The sequence below is a fragment of the Uniformispora flossi genome, from assembly GCF_049534875.1.
In the GTDB taxonomy this organism is placed as follows: Bacteria; Actinomycetota; Actinomycetes; order Streptomycetales; family Streptomycetaceae; genus Yinghuangia; species Yinghuangia aomiensis.
In genome coordinates this window covers 269228-291625 of sequence record NZ_JBMULZ010000005.1, presented here as the reverse complement: position 1 = coordinate 291625, position 22398 = coordinate 269228, and the positions used below count along the sequence as shown (strand labels likewise).

Annotated in this window: 19 protein-coding genes, 1 tRNA gene and 1 pseudogene; 12 read left to right on the top strand and 9 right to left on the bottom strand. The window is 73.0% G+C overall.

Translation table 11 applies throughout. The annotated features are described in order from the left end of the window. Positions 1-66 precede the first annotated feature (66 nt). The gene (locus ACPA54_RS13960) at positions 67-903 is read right to left on the bottom strand and encodes a glycosyltransferase (RefSeq protein ID WP_423529451.1); all 837 of its coding nucleotides are present in this window, start codon (positions 901-903) and stop codon (positions 67-69) included. 449 nt (positions 904-1352) lie between these two features. On the opposite strand from ACPA54_RS13960, the gene ACPA54_RS13955 reads away from it, so the two are divergent. The 3 genes from ACPA54_RS13955 to ACPA54_RS13945 all read left to right on the top strand — a co-directional run bounded on the left by ACPA54_RS13955 (position 1353) and on the right by ACPA54_RS13945 (position 3767). Then, positions 1353-2075: a bifunctional DNA primase/polymerase gene (locus ACPA54_RS13955; RefSeq protein WP_423529449.1), complete on the top strand. Its 723-nt coding sequence runs from the start codon at positions 1353-1355 to the stop codon at positions 2073-2075. 157 nt (positions 2076-2232) lie between these two features. Then, positions 2233-2991 (top strand): hypothetical protein, encoded by a 759-nt coding sequence (locus tag ACPA54_RS13950; RefSeq protein ID WP_423529447.1) that lies wholly within the window; start codon positions 2233-2235, stop codon positions 2989-2991. Between the two features lie 128 nt (positions 2992-3119). Then, positions 3120-3767 (top strand): hypothetical protein, encoded by a 648-nt coding sequence (locus tag ACPA54_RS13945; RefSeq protein WP_423529445.1) that lies wholly within the window; start codon positions 3120-3122, stop codon positions 3765-3767. A gap of 325 nt (positions 3768-4092) precedes the next feature. Here the strand turns inward: ACPA54_RS13945 and ACPA54_RS13940 are convergent, their stop codons facing one another. From ACPA54_RS13940 to ACPA54_RS13925, 4 genes are all read right to left on the bottom strand, one after another. Next, positions 4093-5073, bottom strand: a complete 981-nt coding sequence (locus tag ACPA54_RS13940; protein WP_345674035.1) for a DUF5926 family protein — start codon at positions 5071-5073, stop codon at positions 4093-4095. A 225-nt stretch (positions 5074-5298) separates the two neighbouring features. Beyond that, entirely contained in the window at positions 5299-5781 is a 483-nt protein-coding gene (locus ACPA54_RS13935; protein ID WP_423529863.1) for an ATP-binding protein, read from the bottom strand. A gap of 278 nt (positions 5782-6059) precedes the next feature. Next, the gene (locus tag ACPA54_RS13930) at positions 6060-6869 is read right to left on the bottom strand and encodes a glycerophosphodiester phosphodiesterase (RefSeq protein WP_423529443.1); all 810 of its coding nucleotides are present in this window, start codon (positions 6867-6869) and stop codon (positions 6060-6062) included. A 76-nt stretch (positions 6870-6945) separates the two neighbouring features. Continuing rightward, positions 6946-8295, bottom strand: a complete 1350-nt coding sequence (locus ACPA54_RS13925; protein WP_423529441.1) for a purine-cytosine permease family protein — start codon at positions 8293-8295, stop codon at positions 6946-6948. Between the two features lie 209 nt (positions 8296-8504). Between ACPA54_RS13925 and ACPA54_RS13920 the strand changes: the two genes are divergently transcribed. The 4 genes from ACPA54_RS13920 to ACPA54_RS13905 all read left to right on the top strand — a co-directional run bounded on the left by ACPA54_RS13920 (position 8505) and on the right by ACPA54_RS13905 (position 12251). Next, on the top strand, positions 8505-8975 hold the full coding sequence (locus ACPA54_RS13920; RefSeq protein WP_423529439.1) for a TFIIB-type zinc ribbon-containing protein: 471 nt from the start codon (positions 8505-8507) through the stop codon (positions 8973-8975). Between the two features lie 144 nt (positions 8976-9119). Then, on the top strand, positions 9120-10841 hold the full coding sequence (locus ACPA54_RS13915) for a S1C family serine protease (RefSeq protein WP_423529437.1): 1722 nt from the start codon (positions 9120-9122) through the stop codon (positions 10839-10841). A 746-nt stretch (positions 10842-11587) separates the two neighbouring features. Further along, positions 11588-11676: transfer RNA gene (locus ACPA54_RS13910), tRNA-Ser, on the top strand. An 83-nt stretch (positions 11677-11759) separates the two neighbouring features. Next, entirely contained in the window at positions 11760-12251 is a 492-nt protein-coding gene (locus ACPA54_RS13905) for a peptidylprolyl isomerase (protein ID WP_423529435.1), read from the top strand. A gap of 145 nt (positions 12252-12396) precedes the next feature. Here the strand turns inward: ACPA54_RS13905 and ACPA54_RS13900 are convergent, their stop codons facing one another. After that, positions 12397-12930, bottom strand: a complete 534-nt coding sequence (locus ACPA54_RS13900) for an ATP-dependent DNA ligase (RefSeq protein ID WP_423529861.1) — start codon at positions 12928-12930, stop codon at positions 12397-12399. A 534-nt stretch (positions 12931-13464) separates the two neighbouring features. Then, positions 13465-14328: pseudogene (gene ligD / locus ACPA54_RS13895) on the bottom strand (non-homologous end-joining DNA ligase); the annotation flags it as partial. Between the two features lie 164 nt (positions 14329-14492). Between ligD and ku the strand changes: the two are divergent. Both ku and ACPA54_RS13885 read left to right on the top strand, forming a co-directional pair. Further along, positions 14493-15542, top strand: a complete 1050-nt coding sequence (gene ku / locus ACPA54_RS13890) for a non-homologous end joining protein Ku (protein ID WP_423529433.1) — start codon at positions 14493-14495, stop codon at positions 15540-15542. An 812-nt stretch (positions 15543-16354) separates the two neighbouring features. Next, positions 16355-17113, top strand: a complete 759-nt coding sequence (locus tag ACPA54_RS13885; protein WP_423529431.1) for a transglycosylase family protein — start codon at positions 16355-16357, stop codon at positions 17111-17113. A gap of 171 nt (positions 17114-17284) precedes the next feature. Here ACPA54_RS13885 and ACPA54_RS13880 read toward each other — a convergent pair whose 3' ends face one another. Next, complete coding sequence (locus ACPA54_RS13880) at positions 17285-17458, bottom strand: hypothetical protein (RefSeq protein WP_345674044.1); 174 nt, start codon at positions 17456-17458, stop codon at positions 17285-17287. 234 nt (positions 17459-17692) lie between these two features. On the opposite strand from ACPA54_RS13880, the gene ACPA54_RS13875 reads away from it, so the two are divergent. From ACPA54_RS13875 to ACPA54_RS13865, 3 genes are all read left to right on the top strand, one after another. Next, positions 17693-19093, top strand: coding sequence for a vWA domain-containing protein (locus ACPA54_RS13875; protein ID WP_423529429.1), 1401 nt, complete (start codon positions 17693-17695; stop codon positions 19091-19093). Between the two features lie 182 nt (positions 19094-19275). Further along, positions 19276-20316 carry an LLM class flavin-dependent oxidoreductase gene (locus tag ACPA54_RS13870; protein WP_423529427.1) on the top strand — a complete coding sequence of 347 codons (1041 nt, stop codon included), beginning with the start codon at positions 19276-19278 and terminating at the stop codon, positions 20314-20316. A gap of 117 nt (positions 20317-20433) precedes the next feature. After that, positions 20434-21804 carry an MmgE/PrpD family protein gene (locus tag ACPA54_RS13865; protein ID WP_423529425.1) on the top strand — a complete coding sequence of 457 codons (1371 nt, stop codon included), beginning with the start codon at positions 20434-20436 and terminating at the stop codon, positions 21802-21804. A gap of 4 nt (positions 21805-21808) precedes the next feature. Here the strand turns inward: ACPA54_RS13865 and ACPA54_RS13860 are convergent, their stop codons facing one another. Continuing rightward, positions 21809-22393: a TetR/AcrR family transcriptional regulator gene (locus tag ACPA54_RS13860; protein WP_423529859.1), complete on the bottom strand. Its 585-nt coding sequence runs from the start codon at positions 22391-22393 to the stop codon at positions 21809-21811. Positions 22394-22398: the final 5 nt, after the last annotated feature.

Below are 22398 nucleotides of genomic sequence, written 5' to 3'. Positions count from 1 at the left end.
GGGGCCTGACCTGGGCGGTTGTGTTTCACGTGAAACATGCGGTGGATTCGGCACGGACACGGCGGCTCAAACGCCCGGCTTACCGGACGTGCCGGAATCACCCGGACGGGCGACCTTGCCGCGCACCGCCCCCGGCAGCGCGCCCGCCGCGCCGCGCTCCGCCAGTGCGCGCGCCACATGCGCGTACTGCTTCGCCCGGTGCAGCTGCCCGGCCAGATCGGCGCCGGTCACCCGGTGGTGCAGGTCCACTTCCACCTCGAGGACCTCGAAGCCCTGCCGGACCAGGTCGATGGTCAGCCCGGTCTCCACGCCGAACCCGGCGGCCAGCGGCAGCGCCGCATCGAACGCCTCGCGGGTCAGGCAGCGCTGCCCGGAAAGCGGCTGCGTCGCCACGAACCCGCTCGCCCGGCGGATGCCGTCGCGCGACGCGCGCACCACGAACCCGTGTCCGCCCCCGGCACGCTTCTGCGGCGGCAGGATCGCGATCGTCATCGCCGCCTCGCCGTCCCGCACCGGCCCGATGAGCGCCGCCGCATGGGCCGCGCTCTCCTCCAGGTCGGCGTCCAGGAACAGCAGCAAATGCGCGGTGTCCGGCTTGGCGCGGCCTTCCCGCGCGTCGATCGCGGCGACCGCCGCGGCACCCGTCTCCATCGCCGCGGCCTTGCCGCGGTTGCGGCCGTGCCGCACCACGATCGCGCCCGCCGCCGACGCCGCCGCGACCGTGCCGTCGCGCGAGCCGTCGTCGACCACCACGACCAGGTCCACACCGTCCATCACCGACGCGGCACGCACCGTCGCGGCGATTCTGCGCTCCTCGTCGTGCGCCGGGATCACCACCGCGGTCGGTGCCGCGGCTCCGTGCGCCGCTGCGGACTCCGCCATTCCGGATGCCTGAACTGCCATGGCAAGGGATCGTAGAGCGTGTGCGAACCGGTCCGCCGCGACCGTACCGCGCTCCCGACGCGGCGCGGCGGCGTGCCCGGATACCCCGAAACGGGTACAAAGAAAGGCAGGGCAAGGCCCGGACCGGCTTCAAGGTCATCGGGAACCTTGCGGAGTGACGATTCGTCATCTCAGAAGAGAAGAGCTGATCGGGTACACCTCCCGACGGCGTCGCACGCGGGCCGCGGCAGGCCCGTGGGATCCGGCAGACCGGGTGCGGCGCGCGGGCGGGAGTCCGGTCGAAGGCTGTACCTCCGCGGCACCGTGCCGCGTGGCCGACCCGCCCTCACCGGCGCGCGCAGTGCGCGGCCGGCACATCCGGCGATGTACCTCCGGCGCCCGCAGAACAGCGGCGTGCACATGCAATGCACCAGCAGTTTCCGGCAGGCTCACGGAAGGGAACGAGCGCCATGTTGCGCGAGATCCTCGGCAAGCGACGTAGGGAACGCTCCGCACTGCTGTCCGCCGCGACGGCCTGCGCCCGCTGGGGCTGGCCCGTGGTGCCCGGCATCGGCATCGCCGCCTGGGCGGGCACCTGCGGCTGCGGACAGGACGACTGCCCGCTGCCCGGCGCCCACCCGGACACTCCCCCGCCCCCCGACCCGGACACGCCGGTCCTCCCGCGCACCGCGGGGTCCGCGCGGCCGCCGCTGATGGCCGCGAGTGCGGACGAGCGCATGGTGCGGTGGTGGTGGTCCCGATTCCCGGACGCCCCGGTGGTTTTGGCGACCGGCGTCCGGGTGGCGGCGCTGAGCGTGCCCGCCGAAGCGGGCGTTCGGGCGCTGCGCCAGCTCGACACGCTCGGCGTGCGCACCGGGCCGGTGACCGTCGCGCCGGGCCGCTACGGCTTCCTCGTCCGGCCCTATGCGCTGGACGAACTCGCCGACCTGCTCGACCGCTACGGCCTCAACCGGTACGGCTCGGTGCCGTTCACGCTGCGCTGCCACGGCCCCGGCGGCTTCCTCGCGCTGCCGCCGTCGCGGGTACCGGGCGGTCCGCTGCGGTGGGCGGTAGCGCCGCGGCCCGGGGATGTTTCCGGCGCGTCGGCGCCGTGGCTGCCCCATGTGTCCGACCTCGTGCGTACGCTCGTCGATACCTGCCACTCGGTCACCCACGTGCGGCGTTCGGCCTGACCGGACGCGGTCCGGGTGGCCTGCCGGGGGTTCGTGCCCGGCGTGGCGGGGCGTGCGAGATGTCGCGTCCCGTGACCGCGGAGTCGCGATGAGTCTCCCGCGACCGGCGCGACGGCGGTAGCGTGAGACCGGATCGGAAGCGGCTCGGGGAGGGCGAATGCGTCAGCCGGACGGGTACGAATCCGGTGCCACGCGGGACTTCGCCGGGCACGGCGGCCGTGGCGCGGAGCCGGAAGGATGGGACGGCTCGCTGCTGCCGCCGAGTGTGTCCGGCGGGTTGGAAAGCCTTGCCCGCTTGTGCGTGGACATGGATTTCGCCTTGGAGAGCGCCGACTTGGCAGTCGGCAAAGTGCGCGTGGCCTATGAACGGGCCCGCCAGGACGAGTCGGGCGCGTCGTTCCAGCCGCGGACCGCCGTCGCGTGGCAGCTGGAGTCGCTGGTCTACGCGCACTACAACGGAATTCGGCGGCTGGCGTTCGAGCGCAACGCGGCTTATGCGCTGGCCGCGGCCGCCGTCTTGCAGGCGGTGGTCGAAGGACGTGCGCCCGGCGATGCCGACCTCGCGCCGGCCGGGGATCCGGAGCACATCCGGCAAGTACTCGACGACGCAACCGCGCTGCGGGAGATGCTGTCGCGGCCGGTGACCGGCAACGTCGAGGTCGACGACGTGCTCGGCCGGGCGCACCGTGCGGTGCTGCGTGCGCTGGGGGCCGCCGGTTCACAGGAACTTCCGTGGAGCCAGGCGCATTTGCACCTGGCCGAGCTGGTGGACGACTTGGCCGAGCTGGACCCGCCGGTGGCGACGGGAGAGCCGGGGATCAACCTGTCGCTGCGGGCGTACGCGCAGGGGTGCCACGGCGTGGTGCTGGGGTTGGCGCCGGGCGGGTGGCTGGCGGTCAGCCCGGTGGCGGGCTGACGGGTTTCCCGACCATCCGATCGTCACCACAACTCCCGCGCGACTGTGGCATATCCGGGACATCGCGTGATCGTTTCGACGGCGCCCAGGCGATAGGCTCGCGCAGGACCTTCGCGCGAGGAGACAACATGCAGCGGGCACGTGCGGCACGCGTTCGTACGGCGGCGCTCGGCACCACGGTCGGGCTCTGTCTGCTCATCCCCCTCGCCGCCGCGTCCGCGGATTCGGCACACGACCACGGCGCTTCCGCCGACGGTCCGCGCGCGTCCGCGTCCGGCGCCGCGACGCCCAAGCCGTCCGGCGGCGGCCACGACTACGGCAACGGTGTCGCCCCCGGCGGCCCGGACGGCATCGACGCGGTCAAGCAGCTGCTCGGCCCTGCGTCGTCGCCGGCCGCGACCAAGTCGGTGCCGGTCGTTCCGGCGGGCACCGTCGCGGTGGCCGACAAGCTGTGCGGGAAAGCCGTCGAGGTGCAGGCTGTGCGCGCCCAGACGTGTGTGGAACGCGAGGGCGGCGAGGTGTGGGCCCGGGTGTACTACCGCAACACGTCGGCGGAGCCGCTGATGCTGGTGCTCGGCATGGTCCGTCCGGGGGTCGGGGCCGGGAGCCTGCAGATGACCTGCGACATCGACGCCAAGTCGGGCGACGGCCAGTGCGATACCCCGCGCCTGCGTACCGACCAGCCGCTGGCGGCGTGGTCGGCGGTGTCCGAGATCGCCACCGCGGACGGCTCCCGCAAGGTGCTGCGCAGCGGCACGGCCGGCGCCGCGGGCTGACCGCGGGAGCCCGGCCGGACGGCGGGGCGGCAGCGGGACGGGTTCCGCAAAAAGAAAAAACAAGGGCCCGGCCGCTGAAGACGGGGGATGCATCAGCGGCCGGGCTGGGTCAAAGGTAACAGGCAATTTCCCTGTACCCAAGTCCGCGGCGACATTGGACCGGGTCCAATGTGTCGACCCGGCCCCGAGGCCGGGAATCCCACGGTGACCTGCTGCACTTTCCCGTCGTGCGGCGGTGTGTTGCCGACAGGTGCCGGTAAAGCCGGAGGGGGCCGCGCAGGGTCGGAATCCGGCCGTGCGCGGCCCCCTCGGGCGGTCGCGTCGCTCAGTTCAGGGTGATCTGGCGGTTCAGCAGCCCGTTCCGGGCGCTGCGCTGACGGGGCGTCAAAGCCGTTGTGTCGGCGAGGGATTCGGCCAGGCGCACGGCGAATTCGGCGGCCGGCTTCTCGACGTCGTCGGCCGTCATGCCGGCCGGGAGGTCCCACACCGGTACGAGCAGGCCGTGCGCGCGGAAGGACCCGACGAAGCGTGTGCCGTCGCCCAGCGACGACGCGTCGGCCGCGTGCAGGCGGGCGATCGCATCGAGGAGCTGCTCCTCCGGGTGCGGCATGACCCAGCGGAGGTGATTCTTCTCACGCATGCTGCACCAGTACGCGGCGTCCACCGACGTGAGGCGTGCGGTCGGGGTCGCGGCGGCGTTGGCGCGCTCCAGGGAGGCGGCGACGTCGCCGGTCGCGGCGTCGGCGTCCTCGACCCAGAAGTCGAAGCCGGTGTGCACGGTGACCTCGAGCGGCGCCGACACGTCCAGCAGGTCCTGGAGGCGCGCGCCCGGGCCGGGCAGCGGGCCCGGGGTGATCGGCGTGCCGTCCTCGGCGGCCAGTGCGCGCTCCAGCGAGTCCGCGAGGTCGCGGCTCACGTCGCCGGAACTGGTGTGCGTCTGCAGGCCGATGAGGATCTCGCCGGTGTCGCGGCGGAGCGCCGGCCAGGCCATCGGCAGCACCGTGGCGAGCGTGACCGGGCGGGCGGCCTCGGCGCCGGCGAGGGTGAGCGACGCGGTGGCGGCGGGCACGAGTTCGCGCATCGCGACCCAGTCGCACTCGTTCGGCAGTCCTTCGAACGGCCGCTGGACGAGCGTGTCCGCGGCCACCGCCGCGTCGCGCCCGTGGCAGGCCTTGTAACGGCGGCCGGATCCGCACGGACAGGGTTCGCGACCGCCGACCACCGGGACCGTGTCCGCGGCGCCCGGGGAACCCGGGGCGGTTGCGCTGGTGTTGTGCCGGATGTTCCGCGCGGCCTTCTTGCCCATGCTGAGATGTCTCCCGGTCGCGGATCGCGATTGTGGGCGGCACGGACCGAACGAGTGCCCGACGCCGCAGGACGGTGAACGTCCGTCGAGCGTAGTGCGCTCCCGGCATATAACCCATTCCGCGGCACGCGCCCGGCACCGGGCGGATGCGGTGCCGCCGGGCAGTACAGCCGAGCAGTACAGGCAAGCTGTGCGGGCGGGCCGTGCGGGCGGGTGGTGCGGCGGTCAGCCGTCGAGGGGTTCGACCGCGTCGAAGTCGAAGGCGTCCCACGCGGAGGACGCGCACTCGTCCGGGCGGCCGGTGGCGAGCAGCGCCCACACGGTCACTTCGTCGCCGCCGCCGCGGACGCCCCATTCGGCGGAGAGCGCGTCGATGATCGACAGGCCGCGGCCGCCGCGTGCGGTGAGCGACGGGCTGGACCGGCGGGGCAGCGTCGGTCCGCCGCCGTCGGTGACCTCGATCCCCAGCAGGTGGTCCGGGCGCACCGCCCAGGCCGCGCGCACGCTTCCGGACGGCAGGGCGTGCGCGTGCTTGAGCGCGTTGCTGAGGAGTTCGGACAGGACGAGTGCGGCGTCGTCGACGACTTCCGGCGCGATGCCCCGGTCGGTGAGGTCGGCGATCATCCGGTGCCGGGCGGCGGCGACTCCGACAGAGGCGTGCGGGACGAGTACAGCCTCGGAATCGGGCACCCCACGGGCCACGACCATTGCCACCCCCGGACCTCCTTCTCACCCACACACGTCGGGCATGGGATGCCCGGTGCGCGTCGATCGGAAACAGAATCGCCATCCGCCCGCAACAACGGGTACGGCCCCCGAGGCACCGGACCCGCGCGTCGGCCGGACGGGCCTGCGGCGCGGAGCCGCGATGTGTGTGCTCCTTTCTACCCCGTCGGAGCACCGGAGCCGGAGACCGCGGCCAAGGCTGATGAGGACTTGTTACCGAGTTCGTGTCGCGGCGGTAGCCGCGCGGTCACCGGATACGCCTACCCGGAGATCTGACGGAGAACCGCCCCGGGCCGGTTGGTGATGATGGCGTCGACGCCGAGCGTCATGCACAACTCGACGTCTTCGGGCCGGTCGACGGTCCAGACGTGGACGCGGTGCCCGGCGCGGTGCAGCCGGGCGACGAAGCGCGGGTGGGCGCGGACGATCTCGATGCTGGGCCCGGCGATCCGCACGTCCTTCGGCAGCGCGCCGTCGCGGAAGCGGAGGGGAACGCGTTCCATCAGGAACACCGCGGGCAGGCGGGGCGCGAGTTGCCGCATACGCCGCAGGGACAGTTGGGAGAAGCTCATCACGCGCACCGGCGAGGGGGTGTCGCCGACGGGGCGGGCCATGCCGAAGTGGTCGAGGAGTTCGACGAGGCGGCGTTCGACGAGGCCCGCGTACCGGGTGGGGTGTTTGGTCTCGACGGCCAGTTGCACGGGGCGCCCGGCGTCGACGACGAGTTGCAGGAGCCGGTCCAGGGTGAGCACGGACGTGCGGTCCCAGTCCGGGGCTTCGGGGTCTTCCGCGTGGATGCCGCCGGCTTTCCAGGAGCCGAAGTCCAGGGTGGCGAGGTCGGCGAGTTCCAGTGTGGAGACGAGGCCGCGGCCGTTGGAGGTGCGGTTGACGCGCCGGTCGTGCACGCAGACGAGTCGGCCGTCCGCGGTGAGCCGCACGTCGCATTCCAGCGCGTCGGCGCCGTCGTCGATCGCCTTGCGGTAGGCGGCGAGCGTGTGTTCGGGCACGTCCTCGGACGAGCCGCGGTGTGCGACCACCTGGACGGCGGGGCGCGGTGCGGGAGCGGTCACGCCCACATCGTGCCACCTCGTCCCGAACACGAGGTGACGTGCGGCCGACGCGCCGGCGCGTGCCGCGCCCTGCTGCTCAGCGGGTGCGGCGGGCGTCGAGGCGGACGAGGAGCAGGGTGCCGAGCGCGGAGGCGGCGAACGCGAAGAGGGTGGCCGAGGTCCAGGTCTGCGGGTGGATGTGCAGGGCGTCCTGCGCGCGCGTCCAGAAGTCCGCCCACCAGCCGATCGTGCCGGGGTTGATGAGCTGGTACACCGCGAACCCCAGCAGCCACGGCAGCAGCATCGCCCAGCGGGCGGGCGCGTCGTCGCCGAGGTTCCACGCGGTGCGTCCGCGGCCGAGGAACCAGTCGACCGCTGTGACGCCGAGCAGCGGCACGAAGACCGAGCCGATGAGGTAGAGGAAGCTCTCGTACTTGGAGAAGTCGTCGACGAGCATCGCGCAGCCGGTGACCAGCGCGCCGACGGCGAGGCAGATCGCCCGGCGGTCGAGCCGGGGCGCGAAGTTCTGCAGCGACATCGCGGTGCTGTAGACGTTCGCGAACGACTGGTCGACCTCGCGGATCACGAGCACGGCGAAGAACAGCCAGCCCGCGGTGAAGCCCAACAGGGTGTCGAACACGTCCTGGTCGGCCTTGGTCTGGGCGAGCGCGAGGATGCCGACGAGGCTGCACCAGATGCCGGTGGTCGAGTATCCGCCGAGCGCGCCCCAGAACGCGGTGCGGGTGCTGCGCGAGTGGCGCGTATAGTCGGACGCGAGCGGGACCCACGAGACGGCGAGCGCGACGGACGCGTCGACGACCGGCAGGAATCCGTCCCAGGAGCCCGCGGTGACGTCGGGGACGCCCGCGCGCACGAGCTGGACGGTGAAGTAGAGCATCGCGATGCCGACGGCGATCGTCACGTAGCGGCGCAGGATGCGCAGCATCCCCAGGGGCCGCAGCGTCATCGCGGTGGTGAGGACGCCGGCGAGCAGCACGTACAGCCAGTGCGGTCCGCGGCCGTCGGTGAGCTTCTCGACGCCCATCGCGATGACGGTCAGCTCGAAGACGCCCCAGCCGACGCACTGGACGATGTTCATCCCGGTCGGCAGGTACGACAGCTTGGTGCCGAACAGGCCGCGCAGCAGCGCCATCGCGGGGGCTCCGGTCGCGGCGCCGGGCAGCCCGGACACGGCGACCATCGCGGTGCCGACCACGGTGCCCACGGTGATCGCGACGGTCGCCGCGATCAGCGACATCTGCGGATAGCCCTCGGGGGCGAGGAACGCGGCGGCGCCGCTGAAGCCGATGAGGCTGACGCCGAGGTTGGCCCAGAACGAGAACTGGTCGCGGAACCCGAGCGTTTTCGGCGGCGCGGTGTCCAGGACGAGCGGTGCCTCGTCGCCGGACGGATGCGGGCGCGGTCCGGTGGCGGCTGGAGCCGACATGGCTCTCCTCTTCTCCCTACGCCGGCATTACCCGGTCAGGTTCGAGCGGTCGGCGGCACCGGAAGCCCTCTTGCTTGCTCCCAGCCGCCCTCTCAGCCTGGTTGGCCCAAGCTCCCGCGTGTGGTGAGGAAGAGCACAGTACGCGGTGGAGCCGCGCGCGCCGGCGGCAGGGTCCTCCGCGGAACCGTTTCCGTGGGTACGTTGGCGAGATGAATACCCTCACCTGCCCGCGCTGCCACGGCATGATGCAGACGTTCCAGCGCGCCGGCGTCGCGGTCGACCAGTGCACCCAGTGCCGGGGGATCTTCCTCGACCACGGGGAGCTTGAGCACATCCTCAACGCGGAGAAGTCGTGGGGCGCGCAGGCCTATCCGCAGCAGCCCGGATACCCGCAGCCGGGCCAGCCGCAGCCCGGCTATCCCCAGCCCGGATACCCGCAGGCGGGGTATCCGCAGCAGGGTTACCCGCAGCAGGCTCCGCCGCCGCCCGGGTACGGCGCGCCGGTGCCGGGGGCGCACGGGGCGCCGCATGCGGGCGGGCACGCCTACTACGGCCATGCCAAGCACGGCGGGCACGCGTACTACGGGCATGGAAAGAAGGGGCACGGGTACTACGGCCACCGGCGGCACGGCGGCCACTACGGGCACCGGAAGAGCTTCATCCAGGAGCTGTTCGACTGACCGGGCCTCGTGCGCCGGCGGTGCCGCGGGTGCGTAACCCCGGCGTAAAGATGCCGTGGGCCAAGTCGCGCGGGCATTAACCGCGTTCCGACACGCCATCCGGAACGATGAGCGCACAAGGTAGCCCGACGAGTGGAGGAACCCGTGGCCAACGACGATCGCGAGGGCGCCGGCAACGTGCCGGCCGAGGGGGAGGGCAGCAGCCTCGCGCCGTCCGAGCCCGAGGCGTTCCCGGCGGCGGACGGCGGCGCGGAGCGCGACAGCGCGCCGCCGCGGCCGCAGCAGCCGCCGGTGGTCGGCATGGGGTCGGACGAGGTCGAGCGGGCCGCCGCGGCCGGGGACACCGGGCAGGCACCGGCCGTGCCGCCGACGGCGCCTCCGCCGCCGGCGGAACGGCCCGCGGCGGCTCCGCCGGAGCCGACCGCGCCGGTGGCGGCCGCGCCGCCGTCGGTGCCGCCTGCCGTTCCTGCCGTGCCCGCGGCTTCGGCGACCGAGCCGCCCGCGAGTGTTCCGCCCGCGAGTGTTCCGCCGGCCGACGCCGACGACCCGTTCGCCAAGCCCGGTGCTCCGGCGGCCGATCCGGCGACGGCGGTCTTCGGCATGGCCGCGGCGGGAGCCGGGGGTTCGGGTGCCGGAGGCGGGTCGGGGCTGCCGCCGTACGGCTTCCCGGGCGGCCCCTACGGCAGCCAGCCCAACTTCGTGATGCCGCCCGCGCCGCGGCGCCGTCGGCCGAACCCGCTGGTGGTGACCGCGCTCGTGACGGCGCTGCTCGCGGGCGGCGTCGGCGGCGGCATCGGCGCGTGGCTCGCGGACCGGGACAACGGCTCGTCGTCGTCGAGCGTCAACACGTCCAGCGGCCCGGTCGACCCGGCGTCGCTCAACCGCGCGCCCGAGTCGGTCGCCGGAATAGCGGCCAAGTCGCTGCCCGGCACGGTCACCATCAAGACCAAGAGCGGCGGCACCGGCCGCGGCGGCCAGGAAGGCACCGGCGCGGGCTTCGTCCTCGACGACCAGGGCCACATCCTCACCAACAACCACGTGGTGTCGCTGGCGGCCGACGGCGGCGAGCTGACCGTCACGTTCTCGGACGGCAAGACAGTGCCCGGCAAGATCGTCGGCCGGGCCGAGGGCTACGACCTCGCGGTGGTCAAGGTCGACGGCGTGCAGGGCCTCAAGCCGCTGCCGCTCGGCGACAGTTCGGCCGTCGCGGTCGGCGACCCGGTGCTCGCGATCGGTTCGCCGTACGGGCTCGACGGCACGGTGACGCAGGGCATCATCAGCGCCAAGAACCGGCCGGTGGCGTCCGGCGACCAAGAGCAGACGTCGTACATGAACGCGCTGCAGACCGACGCGTCGATCAACCCCGGCAACTCCGGCGGCCCGCTCCTCGACGCGCAAGGCCGCGTGGTGGGCGTGAACTCGGCGATCCGTTCGGCGGGCGGCAGCGGCTCGGACCCGTTCGGCGGCCAGCAGCAGGCGGGCAGCATCGGCCTCGGCTTCGCCATCCCGATCGACCAGGCCAAGTGGGTCGCCGACACGCTGATCAAGACCGGCAAGCCGGTCTACGCGCAGGTCGGCGTCATCCCCGACCCGGACTACCGCGGCGTCGGCGCGCGCATCCGCCAGGCCACGGTGCAGGGCCAGGTCCCGGTCACCCCCGGCGGCCCCGCCGACAAGGCCGGCCTCAAGGCCGGCGACGTCATCACCAAGCTGGGCGACCGCCCGGTGACCGGCTACGAAGAACTCTTCAGCGAGATCTGGAGCCACAAGCCGGGCGAGAAGGTCAAGATCACCTACCAGCGCGACGGCAAGGAGAACACGACCGAGCTGACCCTCGGCCAGCGCGACGGCGACCAGACGAACTAGGGCGTGTCTGGTGGATATTCGCGCCCCTCACGTCGTCTGGTGCCGTGCATCGCAAGGCGCAGGCCCGCAGCTCGTACTTTCTCGTACTCGCAAGGGCCTGCAACGCCGTGAGGTGCGGTGCCAGGCGGCGTGAGGGGTGTGAAGATCCACCAGACACGCCCTAGTCGACCCCCGAGCGCGGCAATGCTGCGGTGGCGGTGGAACCGGGTGGGGCCGGCCACCCCACCGCAGTTGTCGTTCGAGGTCGTTCGAGGTCGTTCGAGGTCGTTCGAGGTCGGTCGCGGCCGGTTGCGCCGGCGGCTCCCGTCGCGCGGGACGAGCGGTGGGGACCGGCCGGACGGTTGTGGCGCGGGTGGCAGGAGTGGCCCGCCGTTCCGCCGCGTGGGACCGGCCGCCCACGGCGCGGCTGTGGCGGGAGAAGCGTGGGGCCGACTCGTCCGCCTGGCCCGATCAGCGGCGGGGCGCGGTGTGTGTCGGCGTGTCCGCGCCCCGACCGCAGCCGGGCGGGTCCCGTTTTTTGCCGCTCGCCGGGGTCTGCGGCGCACGTCGGCCGCCGAGGGCGAACCCGCCTGCGGGTATCGCCACCCGCCGTTGGTTGCCCACCACGTCCGGTCCCGCCCCGCGTTTTCCGAGCGGTCGGTTCTCGTGCCTGCGATCCCGTCGACCGCGCTCCCCCGGGGCCGAAATCCGCCGTCGGCACGAGGCCCCGTCATGAGAGACTGTCGAGGCCCGCGCAGCGCGGGCCTGGAGGGCTCGCCTAGAGGCCGATGGCGGCGGTCTTGAAAACCGCTATGGCTGGTGACAGTCATCGTGGGTTCGAATCCCACGCCCTCCGCTTCCGCTATCACACGCATGCCCCCCGCCCGCCTGCCGCGCGGCCGGGGGCTTCGGGTGCGGGGGCTGTGTATGTTCGGGGCTATGAGCAACGTCTTCTTCGACATCACCATCAACGACGAGCCCGCGGGCCGGATCGTCTTCAACCTGTACGACAAGGCGGTCCCCAAGACCGCCCGCAACTTCCGCGAACTCGCCACGGGCCAGCACGGCTTCGGCTACGAGGGCTCGTCGTTCCACCGCATCATCCCGGCGTTCATGCTCCAGGGCGGCGACTTCACCCGCGGCAACGGCACCGGTGGCAAGAGCATCTACGGCGAGAAGTTCGAGGACGAGAACTTCCAGCTGAAGCACGACAAGGTCGGCCTGCTGTCCATGGCCAACGCGGGCAAGAACACCAACGGCTCGCAGTTCTTCATCACCACGGTCGTGACCCCGTGGCTGGACGGCAAGCACGTCGTCTTCGGCGAGGTCGTCGAGGGTCTGGACCTGGTCCAGAAGATCGAGTCGCTCGGCTCCTCCAGCGGCACCCCCAAGGCCAAGGTCACCATCGCCAAGTCGGGCGTCGTCGAGTAATTCGCCCGGACGGCTGCCTGGCCGCGCGGCGCGGCGACGTCGGACCCCCGCCGGGTCACCGACCGCCCGACCGCCACCCCCGGTACGGACCCGGACCTGCCACCCCCGCGGCTGCGCGCCGCGCCCCGGCGGGTCCGGGTCCGCGTCATGTCGGCGGGTTCTCGACCGTTCGCCAGGCGGTGCGCAGGCGCGCGCTGTAGCGGGTGCCGAGGCCCTTGGCGACCAAGCCCTCGATACCGGTCGGGGCCAGGGCACGCTGCCACCCGACGGCTTCGGCGCGGACGGTGGTGGCCATGACGATTTCCAGCGGCGGTCCGACGCCGTCGAGCGTGCTGTGGAGCAGCTCCCAGCGGTCCCGGAGCGGGAGTTCGCGGACGTCCCGGCCGGGCGCCGCGAGCAGGTCGAAAGCGGCGTAGGTGAGGGCGACGCGGTCCCGGTCGCGGGCCGCGCGGGTGCGGGCGAGCTGGTCGAACGCGAGGCGGCCGTCGTGCCAGGCGCACAGCTCGCCGTCCAGGACGGTGCCCGCCGGGAGCGCCGCGACGGCCGCGGCGACGGCCGGGAAGTCCGCGGCGAGGTCCCGCCCGGTGCGTGACTGCAGCACGGCCCGCCCGGACCCAAGAGCGAACGCGACCACCCGGAACCCGTCGAGCTTGATCGAGTACTGCACGCCGCCCGGCATGCCGTCCTCGTCGGGCAGGTCCGGGACGGCTTTCGGCCGCATGACGGTGACCGGTGGCGACAGGACGACGGAAGCCGCCTCCGGCGTCGCCGCCGCCCGGGCACGGCCGGGGCCGCGGCCCGCCGCCTCGCCGTCGGCACCACGGGGTGGCCCGGCGGCACGCCCGCCCCCCGGGCTGCCGCGCGACGGGCCCGATGCCGCCGCCCTCGCCTGTCCCGCGCCCGCACCGGACGCCGACCCCGCGCCCGCACTCGTCCGTTTCCCCGTCCCCGTCCGCGCGCGCGACGCCGATTCTGCGCCCGAACCCCGCCCCGTCCCGGCCGTCCCGCCGGCGCGTGCTGTCTGCACCCCGCTCTTCCCTCCACCGCCGCGCGCTTGGTCTCCGCGCGGCGTTCCGGACCGGCCCGTCCCGGTCCCGCGCGGCGCCCCTTTGCCACTCGTCTCGGCCGCCCGTGATTCCCCGGTGCCGCCGGCCGCCGCCCCGGCGTGGTCCGTCCGCCCCCGCGCGGCCCCACGCCGCACCCCACCCACATCCGGCAACCGCTCCTCCCGCCGCGGGTTCAGCATCGGCGCCAGGAGATCCCCCATCCGGGCGATCCGTTCCGGTACCTCGTCGATCGTGAAGACCAAGTCCGCCGCCGCGCGCGCCGCCGCCAGTTCCTCCCACGCCACCGGCGTCGACACCGTCGGCGTCGGGCGGGCGCGCACCGTATAAGGAGCCGCCGTGGTCTTCGCGGCGGCGTTCTGGGAGAAGTCGAGGAAGACCCGGCCGGGGCGCCGGGCCTTGGCCATGTCGGCGACGATCAGCGACGGGTGCGCGCGGGCGAGTTCCACCGCCAGTGCCTTCGTGTAGGCAGTCACCTCGTCCGACGGCACCGGTTCCAGCGCCGAGACCAGGTGCAGCCCCTTCGACCCCGACGTCTTCGCATAGGCCGTCACCCCGTCCGCGGCCAGCCGCTCGCGCACCAGGAACGCCGCGTCGCGGCAGGCCAGGATGTCGGCCGGCGCACCGGGGTCCAGATCGACGACGAGGCGGTTCGCGATGCCGTACGCGTCCTCGCGCCACTGCGGCGTGTGCAGCTCGGCGACCAGGTTCGCCGCCCACACCAGCGTCGGCAGGTCCTGGACGACGACCTGCCGGATCGTCTCGGTCTTGCCCGGCGTGTCGGAGTAATGCACCCATGCGGGCGTACCGGGCGGGAGATGTTTCGTGACGAACTGGTGTCCGGTTCCGCCGTCCGGATAGCGCACGAAGGAGATCGGCCGGTCGCGCAGATGCGGCAGCAGCGCCGACGCGATGCGCGTGTAGTAGTGGACGAGTTCGCCCTTGGTGGTGCGGGTCTCCGGGAACAGCACCTTGTCGAGGTTGGTCAGGGCGATGCGGCGGCCTTCGACCATGGTCACCGGCACGGGGCGTCCTCCGGCATGCGCTGCGGCCTCCTCCGGGGGCGTCCCGCGGTCCGGCCGGGACCGCGGACAGGAATGTTGGCTAAGCGGACAAATGAGACAATTAACGCTACTCCCGGGGGCCTGGCGAGGGGGCCGACGAACGGAGCGAACCGGTGGCGGTGCGTGCGATCTGGAAGGGTGCGATCAGCTTCGGGCTGGTCAGCATCCCGGTGAAGGTGGTCTCGGCAATCGGCAGCGAGCACTCCGTGAAGTTCCACCAGATGCACCAGTCGGACCAAGGCCGGGTGCGTTACCGCAAGGTGTGCGAGCTGGACGGGCAGGAACTGTCCTCGGGCGACATCGTGCGCGGCTACGAGGCGGCCGACGGGCGGACCGTCGTGGTGACCGACGACGATCTGGCCGACCTGCCGCTGCCGACGGCGCGGGCGATCGAAGTGCACGGGTTCCTGACCGAGGACACCGTCGACCCGCTGCAACTCGGCAAGCCCTATTACCTGGCGCCGGACACCGCGGGTGCCAAGCCGTACGTGCTGATGCGCGAGGCGCTGCGCCGCTCCGGCAAGGCCGCCGTCGCGAAGCTCGCGATGCGCGGGCACGAGACCCTGGCCCTGGTGCGGGCACAGGACGACGTCCTGGTGCTGCACCAGTTGTACTGGCCGGACGAGATCAACTCCACCGACGGTGTCGCGCCCACCGAGCGGGTCCAGGTGACCGACGCCGAATTGGACATGGCCGACACCTTGATCGACACCCTGGGCGCCGCCGACTTGGACGAGTTCCACGACGAGTACGCGGCCGCCGTCGAGGAGTTGGTCACCGCCAAGCTGGAGGGCGTCGAACCGCCCGCGCCGGAGGCCGAAGGCGAGACCGGCGCGCAGGTGATCGACCTGATGGCGGCGCTGCGGCAGAGCGTCGAGCAGGCGCAGGGCAAGCGCGCCGAGGAGGCCGGGGACGAAGGCGCCAAGCCGGCCCGGAAGTCGGCGCGTGGCGGCGGTGCCCCGGGCGGGTCGGGCTCGGCGGGTGCGCGGGGTGGCGCGAAGAAGTCCCCGGCGAAGCGGGCCGCGTCCGGCGGAGCCGCCAAGAAGACGACCGGGAAGACGGGCACGAAGACGGCGGCGAAGAAGACCGCCACGAAGAGCACGGCCGCGAAGAGCACGGCGAAGAGCACCGCTTCCCGGAGTGCGAAGAAGAAGGCCGGCTGACCGCGCGACCATCCCGTTCAGGCCGTTTCGGGTACGGGTCCGGCCCGTTCTGCGGGCGGTTTCGGTCCGGTTCGGCCGGGTACGCGCGCGGGGGCCGGGGCGGCCCGCCGGACGCGGTTATCCCCGGGAAAGTGGGCTGAGTCACAGCTATTCGCGGGGCGCAGGTAATGCCGTCCGGGTATTGCGCCGACTTGATCGCCGCCTTTCCTTACCGGAATCACCGCAGTTGAGAGGCGGCGCGCGCGGTCGTGCGCCGGGCGCGCGGAACCCCTATTACGCGGCGCGATCATCGACAAGGCGAACGGCCGTGTGAACTCGGTCACGCAGCAATCACAAGACCGGCAAAACCGGACGGAACGACCGCCGAGTGGTCATTCCATCTCACCGGTTGTCCGGCAATCGGGTGACTACCGTGTGTGATGTATGAACAGATGGTAACCGATTCACTCCTTTGCGCTTATCGCCGAGGGGCAAACAGGACGATTCGTTCCCCATGCGTCCCACCGGCAAACTCCGAATCACCGGGAAAGACACACCCGAGTGCATCGGAAAAACGCGGGCTGACCTGCATAAACATCGGAGGAGGTTGATAACGCCCCGATAACCTGCTTATGGTCTCGGCCAAGTGCAAATCGCACCCCGAGGGTTTCTCGACTCGAACGTCGAGGTCGGGATCCGCGCCTGGGAGGGACGCGGAACCAGCGATTGCCGGAACGATCTCGCCGCAAGGCGGAACCGGGCCGGCACCCCGTGCGGCACGGCCTTCGGGTCCGCGCCGCCGTATCGCCCCGCGGGAATTCCGAGAGGAATGTATGTCTCTCCGTTCCGCTTTCCGCAGCGACAACACCCACCGCGGCATGGGGCGCACCCAGCGCCGTGTCCGCACCGCCGTCGTCGCCGGTGCCGTGGTCGCCGCCCCCCTCGTGGGTGTCGCGGCCGCCGGTTCCGCCTCGGCCGCGAGCGTCTCGACGTGGGACAAGGTCGCGCAGTGCGAGAGTGGTGGCAACTGGTCCATCAACACGGGCAACGGTTACTACGGCGGCCTGCAGTTCACGGTCAGCACGTGGCGGGCCAACGGCGGCTCCGGCATGCCGCACCAGGCGTCCAAGTCCGAGCAGATCCGGGTCGCGGAGAACGTCCTCAAGAGCCAGGGCCCCGGTGCGTGGCCGGTGTGCGGTGCGAAGGCCGGCCTGTCGCGCGGCGGATCCAGCCCGGACCTCGGCTCCTCGCAGACGCAGAGCAAGCCGCAGTCGAAGCCGCAGACCAAGCCGAGCACCTCGACGGCGAAGCCGCAGACCAAGCCCCAGACGAAGCCGCAGACCAAGCCGCAGACCAAGCCGCAGACTTCGGCCCCGTCCCAGACGTCGGCCAAGCCGGCCCAGCCGGAGGCGGCGCCGCAGGCGGCGGACGCGGCGGGTACTTACGTGGTCCAGGCGGGCGACACGCTCAGCAAGATCGCCGCGCAGCACGACGTGCCGGGCGGCTGGCAGGCGCTGTACGCCAAGAACCGCACCTTGGTCGGCTCCAACCCGGACCTGATCTTCCCGGGCCAGAAGCTCGTCCTGAGCTGACGCCGGAGGGTTCCCGAGGGTGACGTCCGAAGGGCCGTCCCGCACCGACGAGGTGCGGGGCGGCCCTTCGGCATGCGCGGGACGTTTGCGGGTAGGGCGCTGAGGGGCCGTCAGAGGGCCTCGGGAGGCCAGGAGGCAGGGGAACCTGGGTTGCGGGTCCGGCCGCCCGCGTCAGCGCGGCAGCGGGTCTTCGGTGAGGGTCCGGCAGGCCCGTTCCATCCGGCGGGCTATGTCGCCCGCGCGTTCCAGGAGCAGCCGGGCCCGCTCGCGGTCACGCTCACGCCACACCAGGGCGTCGGCGTCCTCCGAGTCGGAGTCGCAGAGAGCGGGACCGTTGTTGTTCATGTTCGGTCGGTTTCCACATCCTTGGGAGAGTCATTCGTCTTTTGATGGATCGTCATGCGTGATTCCAGTCACGTCACGGACCGTCAGGAGTCGTCACGCGATCGGAAGTTGTCGACGCGCCCGGCCGCGGGCGTGGCCGACCGGCCGGCGCCGCAAGGTTTTTGCGGGCCGCCGCGGGCGGCAATTCGGGCCCTGGCCAGCGGGAGCGGGGCCGGGCCGGTCATCATGTCGTCCATGACGACGCTGATCGCCGGTGCCAATGTCCCCGTTCCGGCCGGGGACCTGACGGTGGTCGTCCGCTGGGCCGCGGGCGCGCACGGGTACGGCGCTTCCGCCGTGGACGCCTCGGCGCTGCTGGTCACCGCGGCCGGCCGGGTGCGGTCGGACGACGACTTCGTCTTCTACAACCAGCCGCAGGCGGCCGGCGGCGCGGTGGCGCACCACGTCGGGCAGGCCGGTTCGGAGTACCTGCGGGTGCGGCCCGAGGGGCTGCCCGCCGACGTCGACCGGGTCGTGGTGGCGGCGTCCGTGCACACCGGGACGTTCGCCGCGGTCGCCGGGCTCGCCCTCGACCTGGTCGACGCCCACGGCACGGTCACCGCGACGTTCCCGGTGCAGGCACACGGCGCGGAGACCGTGATGGTGCTGGGCGAGCTGTACCGCCGCCAAGGCGCCTGGAAGCTCCGGGCGATCGGCCAGGGCTACGACAGCGGCCTGGCGGGCCTGGCGACCGACTACGGCGTCTCCATCGCCGAAGAGGACCCGACGCCCGCCCCGCCGCCCGGCGTGCTGCCCGCGTCTCCGCCGCCGCCCCCGGACCGCTGGGCGCCGCCCGCGTACGCCGACGACGCGACCATGCGGCTGCCCAACCCGGCCGACGACGCGGACACCGCCGGACTCCCGCCGAACATGGGCGCGTTGGTGTCGCTGCGCAAGGAGACCGTGCGGGTCACGCTGGAGAAGAAGGGCATGACCGGCGTGCGGGCGCGCGTCGCGGTGGTGCTCGACCGGTCCGGCTCGATGCGGTCGCTGTACGGCGGCGGCACGGTCGGCCGCCTCATCGAGCGGATGGCGCCGATCGCCGCCAAACTCGACTCCGACGGTTCGCTCGACGCGTGGATCTTCGCCGACGAGTTCGCCCGGCTGCCGTCCTTCCGGGTGCCCGAACTCGCCCGCTGGATCGACTCCCACGTGTACATCCTCAGCAAGGGCCAGCAGGTCCCGCCGCTGCCGGACGGGAGCCGGCGCCACCCCGACACGCTCGCGCACGTGCGCGGCGGCAACAACGAGCCGCCGGTGATCCGCGACATCCTGGACTTCTACACCTCCCGGCCGGGCGACCCGGTCCTGGTGATCTTTTTCTCGGACGGCGGCATCAACCGCAGCAAGGAGATCGGCCGCCTCCTCACCGAAGCGGCCCGGTTCCCGGTGTTCTGGCAGTTCGTCGGCCTCGGCCGCGCCGACTACGGGGTCCTCGAGAAGTTCGACACGATGCCCGGCCGTGTGGTCGACAACGCCGGGTTCTTCCAGGTCGACGACTTCGACAAGGTGCCCGACGGCGAGCTGTACGACCGCCTGCTCGGCGAGTTCCCGCAGTGGATCGCCGCGGCCCGCGCGCAGGGCATCGTCCGCTGACCCGGACCGGTCCGCGCGCGGCCGGACGCCGGTCCGCCGCGACCCGGGCACCGGCGAGACTTTCGCCCGTGCCCGGCACCGGGTAGAAAAGGCTCAGCCCCCAAGGGGATGTGGGGGAACGTGGGGGATGCGGCCTTTGCACGGAGCGCGTACCGCCCCGCTCGCGAGACGGAGGTGCTCCGGTGACCCGGCTGCGGATCACATACAGCCCGTGGGGCGAAACGCTTACCGAGCTGTGTGCCGCGGCGGCGGCCGCCGAGGACGCCGGCGCCGACGTGCTGTGGGCGCCCGAGCTCCACCGCAGCGGCACCATCGCGGCCGCCGCGATCGCGCACGCCACCAACCACGCGCACATAGGCACCAGCGCGGCCCTGGCGTTCACCCGGTCCCCGATGACCACCGCGCTGGAAGCCCTCGACCTCGACGAGCTGTCCGGCGGCCGGTTCCTGCTCGGGCTGGGCAGCGGCGTGCGGCGGCTCAACGAGGAGTGGCACGGCGTCCCCTTCGACCGCCCGGTCCGGCGTATGACGGAAACCGTCGCCGCGATAAGGCAATTCACCACGCAGTGCACCACCGGCGACCCGGTGGAGCTGCGCGGCGAGGTCGCCGGCATGCGCCTGCGCGGGTACCGGCGGCCGTTCCCGGTGCGCCGCCCCCGCATACCCGTCTACGTCGCGAGCTTCGGTCCGGAGATGACCCGCTGCGCGGGCCGCGTCGCCGACGGGTGGATATCCCACGAACTGTGCTCGCCGGCCTACCTGAAGGACCGGCTGCTGCCGCACTTGGGCGAAGGCATGACGCAGGCCGGGCGCGGGCCCGGCGACGTTGACGTGGTGGTGTCCGCGTGCTGCTCCGTCGACCCGGACCGGGCGGTCGCCCGGCGCCGTGCGGCCGGCACCGTCGGCTTCCACGCCACCGTGCGCACCTACGCCGACCTGTTCACGTACCACGGCTTGGGTGCGGAACAGGCCGAAATAGACCGCCGGTTCCGCGCCGGGGCGGCCCCCGACGGGCTCGCCGACGCGGTGCCCGACCACATGGCCGACGCGCTGGCGCTCACCGGCACCGCCGACGACGTCCGGGCCCGGATCCTCGCCTACGAAGGCGTCGCGGACACCGTCCGGCTCACGCCGCCGACCCACGGGCTCACCCCGCGGGAGATCCGCACCGCGCAGCAGCGCGTCATCGAGTTGATCGCGGACCTGTCGGCCGACTGGCAGTGACCGGGCCGGCCGCCAACGCCTCTGTCGGCGATCCCCAGTCGTAATCGGCCCTTCCGCCGGGTACGACGCGGGGCAGGGACGCGGCACAGGGCCGCGCGGCCAGGGTGGGGGCCCGACATGACCGTTGCGACACACCTGGCGTTGTGGGCATTGGGACTGGCCGACGACGACGTTCCGGACGAGGTGCGCGACGCCGCGTGCCGCCAACTCCTCGACGGGGTCGGCACCGCGGTGGCGGCGGCACGGACGGGTGCCGGGGGACCGGCCGTGACGGTGGCCGGGCTGCTCGGCGGCCCGCGCAGAGCCGCGGTGATCGGTTCGACGGGCCCGAAACTGTCCGCGCCGGCCGCCGCGTTCGCCAACGGCGCGCTCGTGCACGCACTGGACTACGACGGCACGCATCCCGCGGGCGTCGTGCACGCGACGGCTCCCGTGCTGGCCGCGGCGTTCGCCGCCGGCCAGGACGAGCGGGCCACCGGGCGCGAGGTGCTGCTCGCCTCGGTGGCCGGGCTGGAGGCGGTGTGCCGGATCGCGGCCGCCGTGCCGCACGCGTTCCATGCCCGCGGCCTGCACGCGACCGGCATGGCCGGGGTGTTCGGGGCGGCGCTGACGAGCGCGCGGCTTCTCGGGCTGGACGTGCAGCAGACCGTGCATGCGCTGGGTATCGCGGGGAGTTCCTCGTCCGGGCTGCTGGAGTGCCTGAACACCGGGGCGGAGACCAAGCTGCTGCACCCGGGCTCGGCGGCGGCCGGCGGGGTGCTGGCGGCGTGGCTGGCCCGGGCCGGGGCGACCGGGCCGGACACCGTGTTCGAGGGCGAGTTCGGGTTCTACCGGGCGTTCGCGGGGCGTTCCGTGGCGCCGCACCAGGTGATCGGCGGGCTCGGCGAGCGCTGGGAGCTGCCGGACATCACGGTCAAGCAGTACCCGTGCTGCGAGCTGATCCACGCCTCGCTGCGCGCGGCGGCGACGGCGGCCGCGCAGATGGCCGAGGCGGGGCTGGGGTCGGACGACATCGAATCGGTGAAGGTCGCGGTGCCGAAGGAATCGATTCCGCTGGTCGGTACGCCGGACAAGGCGGCGCCGCGGTCGGTCTACGAGGCGAAGTTCTCGCTCGCGTGGTCGGTGGCCGCGATGCTGGTCGACGGATCGGTCGACGTCGACACGTATGCGGAGGGCTGCACGCGGCGGACCGCGCCGGCGGAACTCGCGCAACGGGTGCGGATCTCCACGGTTCGGTGTGACGGGCCCGCGGTGTCCGCGCCGGGCGAGCTGACCGTCCGGTTCCGCGGCGGGCGGCGGCTGCGCGTGGACGAGCCCGGACTGACCGCCGTGCCGGACGAGGTGGTGACCGCGAAGTTCCATGCCAATGCGGGCGGCATGACCTCGGATTCGGAACTGCTGGCGGCGAAGCTGCGTGCGCTGGGCACGGTGTCGCGCATCGGGCCGCTGATCGAGCTGACCGCGAAGATCGCCGCCCCGCGCGGGTGACGGGTCAGGCCCGTGGTGCCAGCACGCCGCGCGCCAGCGCGGCCAGACCGGCCGCGATGCGGTCCGGGCTCAGGCCGCGGCCGCGCTGCATCCGGTACACCTCGGGGGCCAGCGGGGCGAGGAGCTGGTCGGCGAGGGCGTCCGGGTCGGCGCCGGTGCCCGCTTCGGTCACCAGGTGCCGGACGTGCGCGCGCCAGAAGCCGTACGCGCCGGTCGCGAACCGGGCCTGCCCGGTCTCCGCGCCGAGCACCAGGTCCACGTGCGACTCCAGCAGGTCGACCATCGCGGCGTAGAACGCGGCGAGCCGTTCCGCGGGCGCGACCGCGCCCGGGCCCAGCGGCGCGGGGCCGCGCATGAGCCTTTCCTGAAGCGCGCGTTCGTGCTCGTCGAGCAGGGCGCGGGCGATGGAGGCGCGGTCGGGGTAGCGCCGGTAGAGGGTGCCGCGGCCGATCCCGGCGGCTTTCGCGATGTCGTCCATCGTCACCGCGGCCGGCTCGCCGTCGCGGAACAGCCGGTCCGCGGCGGCGAGCACGCGCGCCCGGTTGCGGGCCGCGTCCGCCCGTTCGCGGGCCGGGGCGGGAGCGGCCATCGGTA

Bases quoted from the DNA above. Each gene is read 5' to 3' on its own strand.
- ACPA54_RS13960 (WP_423529451.1), bottom strand. From the start codon at position 903: ATGGCAGTTCAGGCATCCGGAATGGCGGAGTCCGCAGCGGCGCACGGA.
- ACPA54_RS13955 (WP_423529449.1), top strand. From the start codon at position 1,353: ATGTTGCGCGAGATCCTCGGCAAGCGACGTAGGGAACGCTCCGCACTG.
- ACPA54_RS13950 (WP_423529447.1), top strand. From the start codon at position 2,233: ATGCGTCAGCCGGACGGGTACGAATCCGGTGCCACGCGGGACTTCGCC.
- ACPA54_RS13945 (WP_423529445.1), top strand. From the start codon at position 3,120: ATGCAGCGGGCACGTGCGGCACGCGTTCGTACGGCGGCGCTCGGCACC.
- ACPA54_RS13940 (WP_345674035.1), bottom strand. From the start codon at position 5,073: ATGGGCAAGAAGGCCGCGCGGAACATCCGGCACAACACCAGCGCAACC.
- ACPA54_RS13935 (WP_423529863.1), bottom strand. From the start codon at position 5,781: ATGGTCGTGGCCCGTGGGGTGCCCGATTCCGAGGCTGTACTCGTCCCG.
- ACPA54_RS13925 (WP_423529441.1), bottom strand. From the start codon at position 8,295: ATGTCGGCTCCAGCCGCCACCGGACCGCGCCCGCATCCGTCCGGCGAC.
- ACPA54_RS13920 (WP_423529439.1), top strand. From the start codon at position 8,505: ATGAATACCCTCACCTGCCCGCGCTGCCACGGCATGATGCAGACGTTC.
- ACPA54_RS13905 (WP_423529435.1), top strand. From the start codon at position 11,760: ATGAGCAACGTCTTCTTCGACATCACCATCAACGACGAGCCCGCGGGC.
- ACPA54_RS13900 (WP_423529861.1), bottom strand. From the start codon at position 12,930: ATGCCGGGCGGCGTGCAGTACTCGATCAAGCTCGACGGGTTCCGGGTG.
- ACPA54_RS13885 (WP_423529431.1), top strand. From the start codon at position 16,355: ATGTCTCTCCGTTCCGCTTTCCGCAGCGACAACACCCACCGCGGCATG.
- ACPA54_RS13880 (WP_345674044.1), bottom strand. From the start codon at position 17,458: ATGAACAACAACGGTCCCGCTCTCTGCGACTCCGACTCGGAGGACGCC.
- ACPA54_RS13875 (WP_423529429.1), top strand. From the start codon at position 17,693: ATGACGACGCTGATCGCCGGTGCCAATGTCCCCGTTCCGGCCGGGGAC.
- ACPA54_RS13865 (WP_423529425.1), top strand. From the start codon at position 20,434: ATGACCGTTGCGACACACCTGGCGTTGTGGGCATTGGGACTGGCCGAC.
- ACPA54_RS13860 (WP_423529859.1), bottom strand. From the start codon at position 22,393: ATGGCCGCTCCCGCCCCGGCCCGCGAACGGGCGGACGCGGCCCGCAAC.